We start from the raw sequence: 19555 nt of genomic DNA, 5'->3' as shown, positions 1-19555 counted from the left end.
CTATGCGATGCCGAACCAATGGTTCAATGAACGTGGTCTGGTGAATCTTGAACATGTAAAGACAGGGTATGTGTTCAGCAATTACGCTGAATGGAAACGTGCATGAGCCGTATACGAGGTCCGTACGTACGGTTCTGTAAGAGGGATGAGGCGGTAACGCCTCACCCTACTTTATGTATCCACTCTTTGATAGTTAACTGGTTACGCTGATTGTATTTATCCGTTAGTATGTTTTTTCACCAAGCCTAAGGAGTGGCTTGAGTTCCCATAGGTGCCAACGGAGGGCAGATAATGAAAGTGTACGGTGATATCCAATCGGGCAACTGTTTCAAGGTGAAGCTGGTGCTTGAACTGTTGGGATTAGAATACCAGTGGCAGCATATCAATATCCTTGACGGTGAAAGCCGCAGCGACGAGTTTCTGCTGAAAAATCCTAATGGCAAGATCCCCACGGTTGAACTGGATGACGGCCGATGCTTGGCGGAGTCCAATGCTATCCTAGGCTTCTTGGCCGAGCAAACAACACTGTTACCGCAAGACAGTTTCCAAAAAGCCAAGGTAATGGAGTGGCTGTTCTTCGAGCAGTACAGCCATGAGCCGTTCATCGCGGTAGCTCGGTTCATTAATAAATACCTTGGCATGCCAGAAGCGCGCCGTGAGGAATACCATAGCTTGCAAGAAGGGGGCAACAAGGCGTTGGCGGTCATGGAGAAGCAGTTGGCTCAAACGCCTTACCTAGCCGGCGATCAGCTGACCATTGCTGATATTTCGCTTTATGCCTATACCCATGTTGCTCACGAAGGGGGCTTTTCTTTGGCGCAATACCCGGCTATTAGCCGCTGGATAAAACAAATCGAAGGCCATCCCCGTTATGTCGGCATGTTGTCATAATAGGACGTTATGCTTACGGGCTGTTTATTGTGGGTTGCCCGTAGGAGAGAGTGAAGATGGAAGTAAGGTTATTATCATCCAATAAGCAAGCGTTGACCGAGGTCGCCGAGGTGCTGTTAGAGCTGCGCCCCCAGTACACGCTGGATAACCTGATCAGCCAGATAAAATCGCAACAAAAAAGTGGTTACCAAATTGTCTATGTCACCGAAGATGAAAAGGTGCTTTGTGCTGCTGGCTTTGTGACGGGGCAAAAGCTCTCTTGGGGAAAGTATATTTACATCGATGATCTGGTTACCGCAGAAGCCCACCGCTCGAAAGGGGCAGGGCAGATGCTGGTGGATTGGTTTAAAGACTATGCCCACCTTAACCAGTTCGATCAAATTCATTTAGATTCTGGCGTTCACCGGTTCGGCGCCCACAAGTTCTATCTCAAAGAAGATTTTGTGATAGCAAGCCACCACTTTTGTTATTCGTTTTAGCCAGCTGCTCCCTTTGCCCACCATGGCTGAGTCTTCACGGTGGGCAAAACAGCTGGGCTGTTAGAGCGAGTAATCATTCCTTTTGGTTGGTTCGCTAGAGAGGTATTCGACAAACTCGAACTGGATATTGTGCTGGTCGAGGAAGTAGACATTTTTACGGTGTGGGTGGTCGGCACCTCTATGATCGATGGGGAATCCTGCATTTTCTAATCGGGTAATCAGTGCCTCGAGATCAGGTACTGCGATGCCGATGTGCTTTACGCCTGTCCAGTGCTCAGACCAATGGCCACTTTTTTCTTCCCCACCACTTTGGATGGCAATGTAGCTATTTTCATTTCCGACGTGGTACCAGTTTATCGATTTACCGAACCAATCCTGATTGACCCCTTCTCCCCTGATAGACCAATCCGGCAGTGCTGTTAGCAGTAGCTTGATGGTATGGTCGGTATCGGAAACCGTGATATTGGCATGTTCAACGTAGCTTTTCATAATCATTCCCTTTTGTCTTATTGCTTATATTTCAATGTATAAGATTGATTCGTGCTGGCTTTCTGTTGCGATATTGATGAGTCTAGTAGTTAAAGTTAACTTTAAGTCAATAAGGCGGTGGTGATCTATATCGCGCTTTTAAATGAACGTGGTGAAACGCAGGACGAGTAGGAATTACTGGCTATGGCCGGATCAACTTAGGGAAAGATTGAGATAGTGGCAAGTGTGTTGTGGGGGCAACAGAGAAGAGCATGCCACTCAGTACAAATATGAATTGTACTGAGTGAATATCTTGTTTAATAACAGTTTATTAGCCTAGTTAATTTAAGCTTTAGGTATGATTATTTTATTTGTCACAATTTAGCGAAATATTTGCGTTTGTAGCTAGACGATCTTGCAAAAAAGCCAATCATCAAGGCAGAAAAGAGTAACCCGTTAGAGAAGATCAAATTCTCATTGGCAAGTAACTGGTAGCAGCTAAAGGCAAAAACCATCATTACGACAACTAGGTTAAATATATGAATTTTAGAGTGATTAGATGAAAAAATCGCATACGCCCTGAACATAACTACATCGACCTTTATCACTGATGGAATTATTATTTTAGTTGATAATTTCATCAATGATAGAAAAGCTTAATGATGAGAATCGGCCATTATGATGATTATTTTCATATTGCACTTTTTTATTCTGCTTTATTTCGCCTTACTCACCAGTATAAGTTAAATATTCTATACACAGCTCATAGAACGCATTGGCCTGCGGTGAAATGGTCCTATCCGCGAGACGGAAAATACCGATGTCCCGCTTGAGAGGAGGATCGAGCAACGGGCGCCACACTAGCTTGGTTTCGTTGGTGGGAAAGGCCAATTTGGGCAATGTCGTGATGCCAATACCCAGCTCCAGTACCGAAAACAACGAGGTAATGTTCTCCACCGAATAGAGTGCCTTTTCACTCAAGGCGCGAGCGGGAGTCGGCTCAAGCAGGGTGCAGGTGCCATTGCGGATAAAAGGTTGCTTGAGCAATGCCTCCCAATGAATACCTTTTTGGTCGTCGGCCAATGGGTTATCTTGCAGGCATACCACGCCAAGGGGATCGGAAAGCAACGGGGTGAAAGTAATCGCCTCGTCGTCAAAGTGGGAGCAGTTTCCAAGCGCCAAATCCACTTCGCCTGCGAGCAGTCGCGCTTCGACTCCGGCGGCATTGTCATCAATCAGGCTTACTTCAACCTTGGGGTAGCGCTCGCAGAAGGCGGCCAACACGCTGGGAATTAGCTTGGCTGCTACCGAAGGCACGCAGGCAATTCGCACTTTGCCCTGTTGGCCAGCCGCAATGGCTTTTAAATCGTTATCCAAGTCGTGATAAATACTTAAGAACTGAGTGATTTTGGGGTAGCAGACTTTCCCGAACGGGGTGAGTTGCGCCTTATGCCCGGTTTCAAATAGCGTCTGCCCCAGTGTGCGCTCCAACTCTTTTACCGAAGTAGATAGTGCGGCTTGCGAGCGGTTTGCCCGTTTGGCGGCGGCACGAAACCCGCCTTCCTCGACCACCATCACAAAATGGATCATTTGCTGCAGTTTGATATTCATGGCCATCTCCCTTTGAGCCCTTTATCCATCATGCCTGAAATCAAGTGTTAAATAAAATTTATCAATTGTAAAAAATTAACCGTTAGATATATCAGTACAGTTAGTGCATGATTTAACCAACTTGAAACAAATTGATTACAAGCTGGAGTTGAGCGTGAGCCTTCAAGACAATAAGCAAGCAGTTAAAACCTCTCTATTCGCATCGAAAGCCCCGCTTGAGTGGGCAATCACCCATAACGGGACGCTTTACACCGCGCAGATCCCTATCGACCAAAACGGTGTTGTGGTGGAGGGCGGTATCGAAGCCCAGACCCGCAAGACGTTGGACAACCTAGTCCACACCTTGGAGTGCGCGGGTGAGTCGCTGGATTCGGTATTGCAGGTGCTGATTTATGTGACAGACCGAGAGTACCTTGCCACCGTCAACAAGGTTTACGCTGAGTACTTCAATGCCCCATTCCCAAACCGTGCAGCCATGGTGGTTGCGGGTTTGGCACGAGAAGAAATGTTAGTTGAGCTAGTGGTTTACGCCGCGGTGAAGGAATAAGGAAATGACAATGACAATTCAAGCAGAACAGTCCCTTTATATCGCAGGTGAGTGGCAGTCAGGCCAACGCACTGTAGCAAACATCAACCCATCAGACATCAGTGAAAACTTGGGTGATTTCGCCCAAGCGAGCCAAGCCCAGGTTCAACAGGCAATTGATGCGGCCAATGCGGCGCAGCCTGAGTGGGAGAAAACCCCGATGGAGCGCAAGCTGGCAGTCCTACAAGCCATTGGTGACGAGCTAATCGCGCGTTGTGACGAATTGGGTCGCTTGCTATCAAGCGAGGAAGGTAAGCCGTTCGCAGAAGGGCGTGGCGAGATTTACCGTGCTGGCCAGTTCTTCCAATACTACGCTGCTGAAGTGCTGCGCCAGGTTGGTGATACCGCCGATTCCGTTCGCCCGGGTGTGTCGGTGGAAGTGACCCGCGAAGCCGTGGGCACGGTTGCTATTATCTCGCCTTGGAATTTCCCGACAGCGACAGCGGCATGGAAGATTGCCCCGGCATTGGCCTTTGGTAACAGTGTGATTTGGAAACCGGCCAACTTAACGCCTGCCAGTGCGGTGGCCCTGACTGAAATCATTGCCCGCCAAGGGCTGCCAGCAGGCACGTTCAACTTGGTATTGGGCAGCGGTGCCGAAGTAGGTGATACGCTGATTAACTCTAAGCAAATCCAAGCTGTCAGCTTCACTGGCTCGGTGGATACCGGTCGTAAAGTCGCTGCGGCAACGGCACCTAATTTCGTGCGCTGCCAGCTTGAAATGGGTAGTAAGAATGCCCTGATTGTCGCCGATGATGCTGACATTCAAACGGCTGTTGAAGCCACCATTGCGGGTTCGTTCTCAGGTGCAGGTCAAAAATGTACTGCTTCATCGCGCTTGGTGGTGATGGACGGTATTCATGACGCCTACGTTGAAGCGTTAATCAAGCGTATGAGCGAGCTAAAAGTTGGCCACGCATTGGAAGATGGCGTTTTCATGGGGCCAGTGGTTGACGGTAAGCAGCTTGAAGCAAACTTCGGTTGGGTAGAGAAAGCCCGCCAGAGCGGTGCCGAGCTAGCATTTGGTGGCGAGCGCTTGAACCTGCAGCACGAAGGCTACTACATGTCGCCAACCCTGTTCTTGAACACCCAGAACAGCTGGGAAGTGAACCAAGAAGAAGTCTTCGCCCCGATGGCTTGCGTTATCAAGGTGTCTGACTTGGATGAGGCAATTGCCACTGCCAACGATACGCGCTTTGGTTTGACCGGCGGCATCATCACCCAAAGCCTGCGTACCAGCGCGCTATTCAAAGAGCAGATCCAAACCGGTTGTGCCATGGTCAACCTGCCGACGGCGGGGACGGATTACCACGTACCGTTTGGTGGTCGCAAAGAGTCGAGCTTTGGCCCGCGCGAGCAAGGCCAATACGCCAAAGAGTTTTACACCGTAGTAAAAACTGCCTACCAGCGTCCTTACTAAGGAGTGGCCTATGTACCAGCAGGAAATAGTGATCGACGGCTTGCAGTACTGCCATTGGGATCGTGAGTACTTCCAAACCTTGAAAGCCAGTGGCATACACGCTGTGCACGCGACCTTGGTGTACCACGAGAATGCCCGTGAAACCTTGACCCGCTTTGCCGAGTGGAACCTGTTGTTCGAGCGCAATGCCGACTTGATCATGCCGGTGCTATCGATGGCGGATGTCGAGACAGCCAAGGCGCAAGGCAAGGTTGGGATCATGTTCGGGGCGCAGAACTGCTCGCCAATTGATGATGAAATTGGCTTGGTTGAGGTGATGCGTCGTCAGGGTCTACTGATCATGCAGTTGACCTACAACAACCAAAGCCTGCTGGCGACAGGTTGCTACGAGCAAAACGATAACGGCGTAACCCGCTTTGGCAAGCAGGTGATCGAAGAGATGAACCGCGTTGGCATGATCATCGATATGTCGCACAGTGCCGAGCGCTCAACCCTTGAAGCGATTGACCTGTCGGCCCGGCCGATTTGTATCAGCCATGCCAATCCGAGTTTCGCCCATGATGCATTGCGCAATAAGTCGGACACGGTGATTAAAGCACTGACGGCCCGAGGTGGTTTGTTGGGCTTTAGCCTCTATCCGTTCCACTTGCCAAATGGCAGTCAGTGCACCTTGGAAGACTTTTGCCAGATGGTGGCGCGTACCGCCGATATGGTTGGGGTTGAGCACTTGGGTATCGGCAGTGATCTGTGCCTGAACCAACCACAATCGGTATTGGAGTGGATGCGTAATGGTCGCTGGTCGAAAGCGATGGATTACGGTGAAGGTTCGGCAAGTAACTCAGGTTGGCCTGATGCCCTACCTTGGTTTAGCGGTAGCCGTGGGATGGAAAACATCTACAACGGACTGGTCAAGACAGGGTTTAGTGAAGCAGAAGCCGGCCAGGTTATTGGCGGCAACTGGTTCAACTTCCTGCACAGCGGTATACAGCCAGCAGAGCTGTAACCGAAAGCACCAAAAAAACGGCCTGCCATTCCAATAATTTCTAGCAGGCCGCCAATTTTCTTTTTGCCCAGACTAATCCACTAACCGCTGGAGACAATCATGTCTGACATTATGAATACGGCAAAGGCTGAAGCAATTACAACCGAGCCTTCGCACACAACAGCACACCCTACGACAGAGACCTTAACTGACAAGCTTGGCGTCAATAACCCTGTGCTATGGCTTAGCGGCGGCTTTATTGCGCTGTTCGTTACCCTCGCGTTATACGACCAAGAATTACTGTCGTCTTTCGTTAATGCCGGTTTTGCTTGGTCGGTGAAGTATTTTGGCCCCTACTGGCAAATACTGCTGCTACTTACCTTTTTGATTGGCCTCGCTTTGGCAGCTGGCAGAACCGGGCACGTAAAACTTGGCAACCTAGACAAGCCTGAAATTGATGCCTTCCGCTGGATTGCCGTCATGCTTTGTACCCTGCTTGCCGGTGGCGGTGTATTTTGGGCCGCAGCCGAACCTATTGCCCATTACGTGAGTGTGCCACCGCTCTATGGTGAAGCAACAACGCCGTGGCAGAAGGCGATAAACAGCTTATCGCAGTCATTCATGCACTGGGGCTTCTTGGCATGGGCCATTACCGGCTGCCTGACCTCCATCGTGTTGATGCACTTGCACTATGACAAGGGGCTACCACTCAAGCCACGTACCTTGCTGTACCCGTTGTTGGGAGAGCGTGCGCTTAAAGGCGGTATTGGAGCCACTATTGACGCCTGTTGCATTATTGCCGTGGCGGCGGGGACCATCGGTCCTATCGGCTTCCTTGGCCTGCAGATCAGCTATGCCTTGAATGCGTTGTTTGCCATTCCAGATGGCTTCACAACCCAGCTGATCATTATTTTGTTCGCCATTGCTATCTATACCATTTCTGCCTTGAGCGGTTTGAATCGTGGTATCCAGATCTTGAGCCGTTGGAACATTATCCTAGCCGTTGGCTTGATGGTTTATATCTTGCTGGTTGGCCCAACTAACTTTGTCATTAATGGCTACCTGCAAGGTGTTGGCACCATGCTGGATAATTTCATACCAATGTCTACTTACCGTGGTGATGAAGGCTGGCTAAGCTGGTGGACGGTATTTTTCTGGGGCTGGTTCCTAGGCTATGGCCCAATGATGGCAATCTTCATTTCGCGTATTTCCCGCGGCCGTACCATACGCCAGTTGGTGATGACCCACAGTGTGATGGCACCGCTTGTGACCTGCTTCTGGTTCACCATCGTTGGTGGTACGGGTGTGGCATTCGAGATTGCCGCTCCGGGCTCGGTAAGCCAAGCATTTGAGGGCTTTAACTTCCCTGGTGCACTGCTGGCAATTACCCAGCAACTACCGTTTCCGCTGATTGTGTCGATTCTGTTCCTGATCCTGACCACGATCTTCATTGTGACCACGGGCGACTCGATGACGTACACCATCAGTGTGGTGATCAGTGGTGAAACCGAGCCAAATGCTTTCATCCGTACCTTCTGGGGCGTGATGATGGGCCTAACAGCACTGATCTTGATTTCTCTAGGCTCAGGTGGCGTATCGGCACTGCAGTCCTTCATCGTGATTACTGCGGTACCTGTGTCGCTTATTTTGCTGCCGTCGCTATGGGATGCACCAAAAATCGCAATGAAGATGGCAAAAGAGCAAGGGGTATAACCAGGCATAGCCCAATGGGTTGTAAACCGCATGCCCCGCAAGGGACATGAAAAACAATATCTTGAGCAGCAACACCTTGAACTGAACAGCAACACCTTGTGGCTGCTTTACAGTGTAAACGCACCGTGGAGCAGCAACAAAAACCAGTACGAGTAAACCGAAAGTACGAATAAACCAAGCGAAATATGAACAACATATCCGGGCGGTAGTTGGCCGCCTTAAACCAGAAACATAATTATAAAATTGGTGGTGAGCAATATGGATGCACATCGTTCCCTGAAATCTGATAACACCCTACGCCAGCCTGAAGTGGTGATGGCCCCGGAAAGACTTGGTGCTATGCACCAGAACCGAGTGAGCTTCGTACGCTACTTGATTCGCCAGATGGCCCAGAAAAACTGGCAGGTAAGCCAACATGACTGGCAGCTATCGCCAGAAGGGTATGGCCATGCCATTTACCGGCTTGAAACCCAACAGCACCAATATCACTTGGTGGTGTTCTGTGACGAAATCAGCGATGAAGAGCGTAACGACCGCGTTATTGCCGAGAAGTGGGATGTTACCTTTGCCCTGATCCAAGGGGAGGTAGACCAAGCGCTACTTGAAAGATTACGTGCCAATGTACCACTGCAGGAAGCGGGCCGTAACCCTAATAGTGCCTTGGTGTTGGCCCGTGCCAATAAGAGCGTGCGGGTGTTTGATCACTTAGTTTCAAGCCTTGCCCAAGGCGAACAGCCGGACCCGCAACAGTTGGCAAATGTGGGTTATATCCTGCGTACGACTGCGGTATATGGGAACGGTAAGTTCGGTATTGCAGATTTCAAATTGCTGGAAGACAACCCTGATTTCCACCAATCGTTTAGTGCCCAGATGTGCGCTGTTTACCTGCTACGTGAATTTAGCCTTGATTGGGTGCACTACCTTGCCAAGCAGCGTGGAGGCGATAAGGCCGCGACCTTGCACCGCTCGTTGCAGCGCTATTTGGGTGTCGGTAACGCGACAGGGCTTGGCATGGCTCCTTATCTGATCAACCACCCTTGTATTGTTGACCAGTGGATGACGACTCGCGAGCAAGCGCTGGGTGAGATCCTGAGCCAACCATTTGACTCAGCGAAACTGCCTCAGTTAACCCATTTGCTTACTCAGGCAGTGACCCACCTAAAGCAAGTGGTGACCATCAACGATCACCAGCGTGAACTGAACAAGCAGGCAGTAGAAGAACTGGCAGCCTTCAGCCATGACGTTGTTAGCTTGGCACCAGAGCAAACGCACAACTGGCAGGTAGTGGTTGAGCAGTCGCAGAAAATGAGCTTAGAAACGCAAGAAATCGTTCTCTCTTGCGTGATGGAGCTTTATCCCGAGATCGCAGACAGCTACCAAGAGCAAATGAACTGTGATGAGACCTTGGCGCTGGCCAGCGGCAAAAAAGTGAAAGACTTGATGCTGCTGCTGGAAAGTCGTTACCGCTGGGCCATTGATACCGATTTTCAACAGCCCGAGAACAACTACTGGTTCTGGTACCGCTCGCAAGACAAAGAAGAGCCTCGACTGGGTGTGCGCGGTGAAGAAGCAGGGGAAGAGCGGGAGCTACCGCTGGATGTTGGTCGTCAGGTATATCGCTTGTATGGTGCTCTGCTGAAAAGTGAGTCGCAACAAACATTGGCTGAGTTCTTGTTGTTGAACCCGCAGCATCGCGGCATTGCCAAGCGAGCTTGGACGTTGGGGAACAAAGTCATGGGCGATATCCAGATGAACGTTTTGCATCAAGGTTCGCTGCCTATGCACCTGTTGCGCTGCAAGCTTGCGGTGTTTGGGGCGACCAAGTTCGACCCGCGTTCGGATCGTTGGGTACAGGTGACCTTCTTCCAAGGGGCACCGTTGTTGGATGAAATTCATGATGGTGAGTGGCTATTCCCAATTTTGCCATCAAGCGAGGAATTAGCAGGACAAGCACTAGTAGGAGAAGCAAAATGATTGTATCTCATAACGAACTGGTCGCTGCCGTTTACAAAGCCTTCTTAGGCTTGCGCCGCAGCTGTGGTGAAGCTGATGTTGTGGCCAATATGGTTGCCGACTTGCAGATGGTTGGCCTTAACGGGGTTGGCCATTTCAATAAGGCCGTGCCGTTTTTGGCAAACGAAAAGGACGGCCCAATTACACTGTCAAAGCCTGCTGCTGATAAGATTGCCGTCGATATGGGCGGGGCGAGCCTGGCTTGTCATTTGCCAAGTATCATTGATTATGCCGTTGAGCAATTGGTTGAGACAAAAGCACTGGCAATTGAGGTGCGCAACTGCCACAACCGCTGGCTAGCCTATAGCGAGCTGGTCAAGTTGTCGGCGAAAGGATTGGCGTGCAAAGCACAATGGTCAAATGGCTCGGATGCCAAACAAACGCTTTATGTGCTTAACAAAGGTTGCATCTATCCTGAATTATTCCAATCAGGTTGTGGCAACGAAAATAGCCAAGCCAAACACGACATGACAATTGAAATCTCAACAACCAATTTTGCGCTGCCTTCGGCAAACACGGTTGGGGTGGTTCAGCTTGACTCATCAACATTGCGCGATGCCCAAAATAGTGCCTGGCAAAACGGGATTGTGGTTGATGATAGCGAATGGCAAAAGCTCAAGCAGGCTGCCACTGTTTTCTTGGTGGAAAACAGCGAAACGTCAGCAAGAGGTGCGGGCGAGTTAGTTTGAAAGTCTAGCGCTACAAAGCATTAATCGATAAACCCTTTGAGAGTAAAACGGGGATCTCAGAGGGTTTATTTTTTATATACCCAAGTTCCTTGAAGCAACAGTATTCAGAGGGCCATCAGCCCATTCAACCCTAGACGAAGGTTGGTGAGAGTGGCATGGGGGGATAATTATGCTGCAACGAAACTTTCTTACAGGAAATTGTTACAGTGTTTGGCAGAATAAACAGTTTATTCGCAGTTTTCTGGTCGGATCAGAAAGACTAAAAAATCATGAACAGTGTTTTTTATTGTGAATAATGGTTATTTTCTCCGATTTTTAGTGCAACTTCCTGTGCGAGCTTAATTTTACGTGACTTCCTGTCTTATTCTCACAATTGCGTAGTAGCTTTTATTTCCTATCTATAACCCTTGTCTATACTTCGAGTACAATACTGCAACTAAATGAAATATCAGTTAATTGTTGTAGAAGTTACTAGGGCAAGGATCCGTTCGCAATGAGTTTTAAAAAGCCTTTTATAGGAAGCCAGGTTTACAAAGTAATACGATCACCTTTGTTGGGCCTCGTTTATGCCCCGGCATTACTGGGTGCATCAGTTGCTCTGGCTGAGCAAACGACGGATTTAGCGTCTTCTTCAACAGCTGATCAAGCGCCGACTACTGAGCAGATAGATTTTTCTAATCAAGCGGCTGTTTCTAATCAAACGGTAATAGCAGAACAACCTTCGACCTTTGGCCAGGTCACGCCACTGGAGCAGTCAGTCACGGCTGATTCTCTTGAATCGACTTTCGAGCAACGGGCCAAAATAACCAATACCACTTGGGAGAATACGCCCCGGCCGCTTTCGACTTATGATTCCCCCTATAACGTTGCGTTGTTTTCCGCCGAGAACGGCGAGGATAAAGATCGTTTGTGGTCGCAAACCAAGTCTATCTTTTGGTACGGCGTGGGTGTGGCAGGGTTTATTGCCTTGCTGCCGGAAGATATTTCCAACTGGGATACCAGTGACGATCGCTTGATCGAAAAATGGTGGGACAATGTTCGCCAAGGCCCGGTTTGGGATAGGGATGTTTGGTATATCAACTATATCGGCCACCCCTATTTTGGTGGTGTGTATTACCAAATTGCCCGTAAGTCAGGCTACCGCCAGTGGGATGCCTTTGTTTACTCCTTTATGATGTCGACGTTTTACTGGGAGTACGGTGTCGAGGCATTTGCGGAAGTGCCGGCGATACAAGACTTGGTGGTGACGCCGGTCTTGGGCTGGGTATACGGTGAATGGGCGTTTAACAAAGAGCGTGAAATCATCAAGCGCGGTGGTACCGTATGGGGCTCAAAAGGCATGGGTAATACCGCCCTGTTCCTGTTAGACCCAGTAGACAGTATTGGTCGCGGTATCAATAACATGATGGGGCGTGATGTGGTGAAAGCCGGTACCGGTTATATCGGTTTCCAAGAACGTACGTTGCCAAACGGCGATGTTGACACTCAGGTGAATTTCAACCTGACGTATAGCATCGGTGAGGGGGATACCAGCCCTGCGATGTCGCGTCGCTACACCCATACCACGATGATGACGACGTACGATCCGGTGGACTACAGCATCGTCGGGATCAGTGCGGGTGCCCGTTACCTGAATCTGGACAAAGCCTGGGGTGTCGAAAACGCATGGGCACCTAGCATGACGCTGGGCCTCTACTTCACGCCAAGTTTCTCTGCCCGTTTGAGCTATGCGCGGATTGATACCGACAGCATCGCCACTGGCGAGCGCGTCACCTATGAAAACTACAGCGTCGATGCCCAGTATTATTTCATGAGCGATCAAAAACTACGCCCGTATGTAACTGGCGGTATCGGTGAAACCTTATTGGATCTCGATCGCGATACCACCACATTCCAAGCCAATGCGGGATTGGGCTTGCATTACCAGTTCCATGATAACTGGGGTGTTCAGCTTGACTGGACGCATTATTACAGCGGCAAGCTTTCTTCCCACGACGACTTGTTATCGGGTAGGTTGGTGTATCGATTTGGCACTGGCGAGCGCAATTGGCGCTAATAAAATAAGTAGGTTCGATACTGTCGATAAAATCATTTCGTTGTACGCCAGTAAGCCAACGGGATATAACTAGCACCGTTGCTCAACGGCATGAATCGTACCTTTAGCTTATTATAACAAGACTCTATCTAGGCTTTGCCTATCTGGTGAAAACCAGGTAGGCATTTTTATTTTGGGGCGAATATTGGTGTCATGCTGAAATGAAAAAAGCCCCAACCCGCGACCGAGGTTTAACGCTCGATAGCCGCAATTGAGGCAACAGAAAAAGGGACGGGGCAACGCACCCCGAAATTAATATATAAAAGCGATGATGCCTAAAAGGCACGGATAACGTCTGTATTTCAGTTAATGACGAAAAGCTTCGTCAATTCTTGTACACCTCCTTGGTTGCTCGGACTAGATATACATCTGCAAAGTGTTAAAACGAGCGGCTATACTGCAAACCCACCAAGATCGCATCGGAGCGGGTAGTCGCGCCGGTAATTGATGGCGCAGGCAGTGACGGGCTCAAGGATTCATCAAAGGTCACGTCTTCACCCATCAAATAGGTGAAACCAAAATCGATGCTTTGCTTGCTATCTGGGTGGTAGGTAAAGCCTGCCGAGAACCAGTGGCGGTTAGAATCAGGGATCGAAATGGACATCAACTCATCCGTGGCGGCAATGTCGTACATGTAGCCGGTGCGCAGTGTCCAGCTATCGTTAAGGTAGTAGGTACCACCGATAGAAATGTGGCCGGCATCTTTCCACTCGTAAGCCTTGTCGATTGCCATTGACGGCAGGATACCGAATAGATCGCTTTGTGTTTGCAATTGTAGCGAGTTGAATGCACTCCACTGTACCCATTGCAGGCTATAGTGGGCTGCGAATTTGTCGGTAAGGCGGTGGTAACCGGAAAACTCTGCCATATCAGGCAGCGGTAAATCTATTTTGTCGGTTGGATCATCGCCATCGGCTTTAACCGTTGGGCTGTAGCGGTAACTTAAGCCGAAGCGGTGGTTTTCGTTGAGCTCATAAACGGCACCGATGTTCCAGCCAACGGCAAAACCGGTAGCTTCAACATCAATCACATCCTCTTTGACGGTGCGGCATTCTTCTTCACCAAACAGGGGCTTATTACATAACTCCGCATCGAACCCACGTTTGAGATCGCCCATACCGTAGATAAGATCAAGGCCAGCACCCACGCTCCATTGTTCGTTGATGAGGTATGACACATTAGCGGCAAAGTTCATGCTTTTCACGCTGGTGGTACCGCCAAACAGCGATGCGGCGAAGTCATCGTCAAACTCGGTACCGGTACCAAAGTTCGAATAGGCCGATAGTCCCCATGCCCATTGTTCGTTGATAGGCATGACAAGGTGCATATTCGGAACGAAGGAGCTGGCACCAATGCCGTCGGTGCCGCCGATGTCAAAAGCGTTAGAATCAAAGTCTACTGACGGTGGAAAGATACTTGTTGTGATTTTGGGCTGGTGATAGGTGCCTGACTTCACTCGAACATCAGTATCAATAAAGTTAAAGCCCAACGAGAAGTTGGCCTCTTTGAACAGTGCCATTGCTGCCGGGTTACGGGCGGCTACCGATGCGTTGTCGGCAATCACGGCATCGCCGGCAAAGGCGCGGCCCAGCCCCGTGGCAGATTGGCTATTGAGTTGGAAACCTGCGGCATGAACGGCGGTAGATGCACCCGATAGCGCCACAATGATTGCTGCTGATAATAATTGCTTCTTGGTCATAATATTTTTTATGTGTTGGCCTGTTATCAGGCACGATTTATTGAGAATTGGATGAAACCACTTCTTTAGAATGCGTTAGATTCGGTTGTGTGCGTTCGGGGCGTCATGCTACGGCTTATCAATCTGTCATTTTCTGAAAAGTTGGAAGATTATGATGGTAAGGTCGAGTGGTAGGAGCAGTTGTGGATTTCGCTTTGCCTCACATTTCTACTTCTAGCCCGGTGACTGTTAAAAAGGCTGAGGTATAGTCTTTTCTTCCTAGCTGTTATTCCTACATCGCATAGTCTCAAGGATGTACCTGCATGTTTTTTAGCAATGAAAACTCACAAGATGCCTCAGATTCGCAAGCTGTCGGGCCATTGAGCTTATTTTCTGCTGATGAACTGGTACATATAGAATTGCGCAAGCCCCACCATATGCCGTGCTACCATTGGCATGGACAAATAGAGGTGAATATCCCTTTTGGTGGTGATGTCGATTATCAAATTAACGATCAGCCATTTACCATCAAAAGTGGCCATGTCGGTGTGTTCTGGGCAACCACTCCGCACCAGCTGCTCGAACCGGGAGACGCCAGCAACATGGGGATTTTGAATATCCCTATCCACTACTTTTTGGCTTGGCCGCTGGAGCAAGCACTGCTTAATCAGATCACCCACGGTGTGGTTATCCAATCTTCTTTGCCCGATCTGGTGACTGAGCGCCAAGTTGAACTTTGGATGCAGGAAAGCCGAAATGAGGAAGTGGGGATGCGCCAGCTGGCGCTGGATGAGATGGCATTGATGCTCAAGCGGGTGTGCCTGACAGGGTGGCAACAGCTCACTTCAACCATGGATTGCAAGCAAAGCGTGAAGGGGTTATCCAAGCACTCCCAGTTCCATGTGCAGAAAATCTTAGAGTACATTGCCCGCAACCATGACTCATCGCTCACCGTCAAGGCCATCGCGGATCATGTCGGGTTGCATGCCAATTACGTGATGAACCTGTTCCAGAGCGTGATGAAGATGACCATCAAGGAATACATTACCTCAATGCGCCTCTACCATGCCCGGGCATTGCTTACCGACTCTAACCGGACAATTTTGGATATTGCCCTGACGGTTGGCTTTAACTCAAGCAGCCGCTTTTACGATACCTTTCAACGCTATATGAATATGACGCCTACCCAGTTCCGCGAATTGAGCCGCAAGAACAATCAGCTATAAATGCTGGCTAAGCGATGCTCAGTTGGCGCCGACAGCTATCTACTCCTGCCTCTGATGGCATCAAACTTGTATCTACCCTTGGTATTAGCCGTGATATTGGAAGAAGTGCATTCGTTGCTTTGTGATTAGCATATGGATGCATAACTGCATGGTTAGCCCTAATCCAAGGAGATGAGCGATGAATCGAGAGATGGTCTTCGCCAAGATGCGAATCAAAATACAACGCACAATAAAAATACAACGCACAATAAAAACGGCGGTGCTGGCGTTGCCATTGTTGTGCGGTTCGCAACTTGCCTATGCAGAGCAAAAGGAGTTGGTTTTTGGTGTTGTACCTCAGCAATCGGCGGCGAAGCTGGCTCAACAGTGGGGGCCATTGCTTTCTGCTTGGAGTGAGGTGACTGGGGTTAAATTCCGCTTTGCGACGGCACGGGATATTCCTACCTTCGAGCAACGCTTGGCTGAGGGCGAATACGATATTGCCTACATGAACCCCTATCACTTTACCTTGGTTAACCATCCGCAAGGGTATAGCGCCCTTGCCCATGCGAAAGACAAGCGCATTACCGGTGTGATGGTGGCCAAAAAAGGCTGGGATAAAGAACTGTCGGCATTAGATGCCCAATCTTTGGCGTTCCCTGCCCCTCGCGCCTTTGCGGCGTCTATTTTGACTCAGTCTGAGCTGCGCCAGAAAGGGCTAGAGATCACGCCGAATTATGTTGGCTCCCATGATTCGGTGTATATGGCGGTTGCCAAGGGAATTTACCCCGCTGGCGGCGGCGTGATGCGCACCTTTAACAGTATTCCAGACAGCTTGAGGGAGCAACTAACGGTTATCTATAAAACCCAAAGTTACACCCCCCATGCGATCGCCTACAAGCACTCACTTGATGATGAAACGGTAGCGCTGCTTCACCAGAGTATCGGCCAGCTTAACCATCACGAGCAAGCAAAAGGCATGTTCAAGGCGTTAAACATAAAGGGCTTTGAGCTGGCGGTAGATAGTGATTGGGATGATGTGGTTGCGCTGGGTATCCAGCTATAACGCTTAGGGAGGGGGATGTGATGACGTTGCGTTCAAAAACAATCCTAGGTATTGCACTGATTGAAGCCTTTGCCTTGGCGTTGCTGATTATCAGTGGGCTGCATTGGCTTAAAGCCTCGAATGAGCAACGGTTAGAGCAGGGGAGCCAGCAACTGGTGAGTGTGTTTGCCAAGGCCGCGCGCGATGCGGTACTGGCGACCGATTTGGCTTATCTCGATAGCTTTGCCCGTTCCATCGTCAGCGAACATAACCTAGCCTACATCCGTATCAGTGATAGAGATAATACCGAACTGACGTTGCATGGGCTTTATACCGAGGTTGATACCGCCCAGTCCCCCGCAAGCGTATCGGACGGCGTATTTGATGTGCAAAGTAACATCATGGTTGACGACCAATATTACGGCAATGTTGAGATGGGCGTTCGAGTGAGCGATCTGCATACATTGCTCAGCCAAGCAACCAGTGCCAGCTTTATGATTGCAGCTGCCGAGATGACCTTAGTGGCGCTGTTTTCTCTAGGACTCGGAACATATTTGATGCGTCGGTTGGATATGCTCCGTAAGGGAGTGGATCAGGTCGCCCAGAAAGGGCCAGGCGCACAGATCCACATTCGCGGGAACGATGAGGTGACAAGGGTCTGCGAGGCCTTCAATACCATGTCGTCATCGTTGGAATACACTCAGCAGAAATTGCAGTCAGCGGTTACTGAGGCCAACAAGGCTACGCAAGCCAAGTCGGAGTTTCTTGCCAACATGAGCCATGAGATCAGAACCCCAATGAATGCAATTATGGGAATGAGCGAACTGCTGCTTGAGCAAATCGACGATGAAGAGCATCGCAAGCAGTTAACGTTAATCAACCGCTCCGCTGAGAACCTGGTAACCGTTATTAACGATATTCTCGATTACAGCAAGATTGAAGCTGGCAAGCTAACCCTGGTCAATGAACCGTTTGACCTACGCGAAACCGTCGAAGGCGCAATGTCACTATGTCGTTACCAAGCCAATGAAAAAGGCTTACCGGTTATGCTCGAATTACCTGACAACATAAACACCCGGATCTGCGGTGATAAAGGGCGCTTGAATCAGGTACTACTCAATATTGTCGGTAATGCGGTGAAGTTTACCAATTCCGGGCATGTGAAGGTGTCAGTGACGGCAGAGGAACAGCACGGGCAAACCAAGTTTGGTTTTTGTGTTGAAGATACCGGTATTGGCATTCCTGCCGATAGACTGCCGTTTATTATGGAAAAGTTTGAGCAGGTCGATAACTCGGCTACGCGGGAATACGAAGGAACCGGGCTGGGGCTTGCCATCAGTAAGCACCTGATAATGATGCTGGGCGGGACCTTATCGGTGACCTCGCAAGAAGGGCAAGGCTCGCAGTTTATGTTCTCGGTGCTATTGGATGAGCAACCGCTGCTGGGTGAGGAATCTATACCTAGTGATGAACCTATATCTAGTAAGGAACCCTGGTCGAGTGAACTCCCTGTGCTATCGCTTGGCGGAGAGAGTACGAAAATACCAAGTAGGGGGCTTAATGAATCAGGTCACCAGCCAAACATTAATAACATTCGAGTGCTCGTCGCCGAAGACAGCCAAGTCAATCGGCTGCTGGTGGAAAAGATGCTAGTCGGCACTGGGGTGGAGCTGATCCTTGCCAACGACGGTGAGCATGCGGTTGAGCAGTACCAACGGTATGCGCCCGATATTGTTATCACCGATATCTCTATGCCCAAGAAGGACGGTTACGGGGTGACGACAGCCATACGTGCACTGCAACAAAGTGGGTTATCCTGCTGGTGTCCGATTGTAGCCTTGTCTGCCCACGCCATGGTAGAAGAGCGTCATAAAAGCATGGCGTGCGGGATGAATGATTACCTAACCAAGCCAGTGAAAAAGGCCGAGCTTATTGGCATGATCGCCAAATGGGCTGATCGGATTGATCAGGCGGGGTGAGGTTAGAATAATTGCTTAAATGATTATCACAAAGGCATTTAAATTATGTGGAGGATTAACATTTTTTTTGTGTAGAACAATGTTTCTGAGTGCGTTGTCATTTTCAAATTAGTTAGAATTATATCGAGAAATTTATCTTTGCATTTTGTTTATAAATATTGAGCTGTTAGGGTTTTCTTTTTCAAGAGGGCTCATGATGGTTTCATGCAAAATAAACATAACAGCGATACAAAAAGAAGTAGATGATAATTTGAAATTGATGAACTTGCCAATGACAAAGACTGTAGCAGGCTCAGCTGCTCTTACTTGGGCAATGATTGATAGAATTGATAAAGCGATGGCTTTATCTGGAGGTATCGCTCAGCCTATAAAAATGTCAGCAGTCGCGAGAACTGGTACAGTAGGCGCGGGATTATATGCTTCATTTTGGGCGGGAGCTGTGATTGGGAGTACTGCTCGAGCAATTTACAGAAATACTGATTGTACACAAAGTCAAATTGTCGCATTTGCCAAAAATATCGGTGTGACCGGAAGTTGGCTACAAACTACATTCGCTAGGTATCCGGAGCTATTAAGTGTTCGATAGATTGAAGTTAGTTGTATTAGCGATTTTTATCGTATTTATAATTGTATTGCTTTCAAAGCTATTAGGGCGAAATACTGTCTTTTTGGTAATAGTTGCGTTTTCGATATTTGAAGCG

The 19555-nt window shown here is 49.2% G+C and carries 16 protein-coding genes; 13 read left to right on the top strand and 3 right to left on the bottom strand.

Going from position 1 to position 19555, the window contains the following annotated elements:
- Window positions 1-291: 291 nt before the first annotated feature.
- Window positions 292-891: a glutathione S-transferase family protein gene (locus C9I98_RS03265; protein WP_036825404.1), complete on the top strand. Its 600-nt coding sequence runs from the start codon at window positions 292-294 to the stop codon at window positions 889-891.
- 56 nt (window positions 892-947) lie between these two features.
- Window positions 948-1370: a GNAT family N-acetyltransferase gene (locus C9I98_RS03260; RefSeq protein ID WP_036825402.1), complete on the top strand. Its 423-nt coding sequence runs from the start codon at window positions 948-950 to the stop codon at window positions 1368-1370.
- A 60-nt stretch (window positions 1371-1430) separates the two neighbouring features.
- Here C9I98_RS03260 and C9I98_RS03255 read toward each other — a convergent pair whose 3' ends face one another.
- Together C9I98_RS03255 and C9I98_RS03245 are read right to left on the bottom strand one after the other, a co-directional pair.
- Window positions 1431-1859 (bottom strand): VOC family protein, encoded by a 429-nt coding sequence (locus C9I98_RS03255; RefSeq protein ID WP_036825400.1) that lies wholly within the window; start codon window positions 1857-1859, stop codon window positions 1431-1433.
- A 705-nt stretch (window positions 1860-2564) separates the two neighbouring features.
- The gene (locus C9I98_RS03245) at window positions 2565-3449 is read right to left on the bottom strand and encodes a LysR family transcriptional regulator (protein ID WP_036827307.1); all 885 of its coding nucleotides are present in this window, start codon (window positions 3447-3449) and stop codon (window positions 2565-2567) included.
- Window positions 3450-3603: 154 nt separating this feature from the next.
- Here C9I98_RS03245 and C9I98_RS03240 point away from each other — a divergent pair, with 154 nt between their 5' ends.
- The 7 genes from C9I98_RS03240 (at window position 3604) to C9I98_RS03210 (ending at window position 12908) form a co-directional block, all read left to right on the top strand.
- Window positions 3604-3996, top strand: a complete 393-nt coding sequence (locus tag C9I98_RS03240; protein WP_036819401.1) for a RidA family protein — start codon at window positions 3604-3606, stop codon at window positions 3994-3996.
- A 4-nt stretch (window positions 3997-4000) separates the two neighbouring features.
- Window positions 4001-5455 carry an aldehyde dehydrogenase family protein gene (locus tag C9I98_RS03235; RefSeq protein ID WP_036819396.1) on the top strand — a complete coding sequence of 485 codons (1455 nt, stop codon included), beginning with the start codon at window positions 4001-4003 and terminating at the stop codon, window positions 5453-5455.
- A 10-nt stretch (window positions 5456-5465) separates the two neighbouring features.
- The gene (locus tag C9I98_RS03230; RefSeq protein WP_036819395.1) at window positions 5466-6458 is read left to right on the top strand and encodes a membrane dipeptidase; all 993 of its coding nucleotides are present in this window, start codon (window positions 5466-5468) and stop codon (window positions 6456-6458) included.
- 99 nt (window positions 6459-6557) lie between these two features.
- Window positions 6558-8150 carry a BCCT family transporter gene (locus C9I98_RS03225; protein WP_036819394.1) on the top strand — a complete coding sequence of 531 codons (1593 nt, stop codon included), beginning with the start codon at window positions 6558-6560 and terminating at the stop codon, window positions 8148-8150.
- A 258-nt stretch (window positions 8151-8408) separates the two neighbouring features.
- Window positions 8409-10124: a hypothetical protein gene (locus tag C9I98_RS03220; RefSeq protein WP_036819391.1), complete on the top strand. Its 1716-nt coding sequence runs from the start codon at window positions 8409-8411 to the stop codon at window positions 10122-10124.
- Window positions 10121-10852 carry a DUF3726 domain-containing protein gene (locus C9I98_RS03215; protein WP_036819389.1) on the top strand — a complete coding sequence of 244 codons (732 nt, stop codon included), beginning with the start codon at window positions 10121-10123 and terminating at the stop codon, window positions 10850-10852. The genes C9I98_RS03220 and C9I98_RS03215 overlap by 4 nt, the downstream gene beginning before the upstream one ends.
- A gap of 550 nt (window positions 10853-11402) precedes the next feature.
- The gene (locus C9I98_RS03210) at window positions 11403-12908 is read left to right on the top strand and encodes a DUF3943 domain-containing protein (protein ID WP_245907074.1); all 1506 of its coding nucleotides are present in this window, start codon (window positions 11403-11405) and stop codon (window positions 12906-12908) included.
- Window positions 12909-13326: 418 nt separating this feature from the next.
- Here the strand turns inward: C9I98_RS03210 and C9I98_RS03205 are convergent, their stop codons facing one another.
- A complete protein-coding gene (locus C9I98_RS03205) occupies window positions 13327-14646 on the bottom strand; it encodes an outer membrane protein transport protein (protein ID WP_036819387.1) in 1320 nt (439 codons plus the stop codon).
- A 302-nt stretch (window positions 14647-14948) separates the two neighbouring features.
- Here C9I98_RS03205 and melR point away from each other — a divergent pair, with 302 nt between their 5' ends.
- The 4 genes from melR (at window position 14949) to C9I98_RS03185 (ending at window position 19440) form a co-directional block, all read left to right on the top strand.
- A complete protein-coding gene (melR, locus tag C9I98_RS03200; RefSeq protein ID WP_051902037.1) occupies window positions 14949-15851 on the top strand; it encodes a transcriptional regulator MelR in 903 nt (300 codons plus the stop codon).
- Window positions 15852-16098: 247 nt separating this feature from the next.
- Window positions 16099-16896, top strand: coding sequence for a phosphate/phosphite/phosphonate ABC transporter substrate-binding protein (locus C9I98_RS03195; protein WP_425440723.1), 798 nt, complete (start codon window positions 16099-16101; stop codon window positions 16894-16896).
- 20 nt (window positions 16897-16916) lie between these two features.
- Window positions 16917-18854 (top strand): HAMP domain-containing hybrid sensor histidine kinase/response regulator, encoded by a 1938-nt coding sequence (locus tag C9I98_RS03190; RefSeq protein WP_107271563.1) that lies wholly within the window; start codon window positions 16917-16919, stop codon window positions 18852-18854.
- Between the two features lie 193 nt (window positions 18855-19047).
- A complete protein-coding gene (locus tag C9I98_RS03185; RefSeq protein ID WP_245907072.1) occupies window positions 19048-19440 on the top strand; it encodes a hypothetical protein in 393 nt (130 codons plus the stop codon).
- The last annotated feature ends 115 nt before the right edge of the window (window positions 19441-19555 follow it).

It is taken from the genome of Photobacterium sanctipauli, assembly GCF_003026495.1.
Lineage (GTDB): Bacteria > Pseudomonadota > Gammaproteobacteria > Enterobacterales > Vibrionaceae > Photobacterium > Photobacterium sanctipauli.
This window is presented reverse-complemented; position numbering and strand designations above follow the sequence as displayed.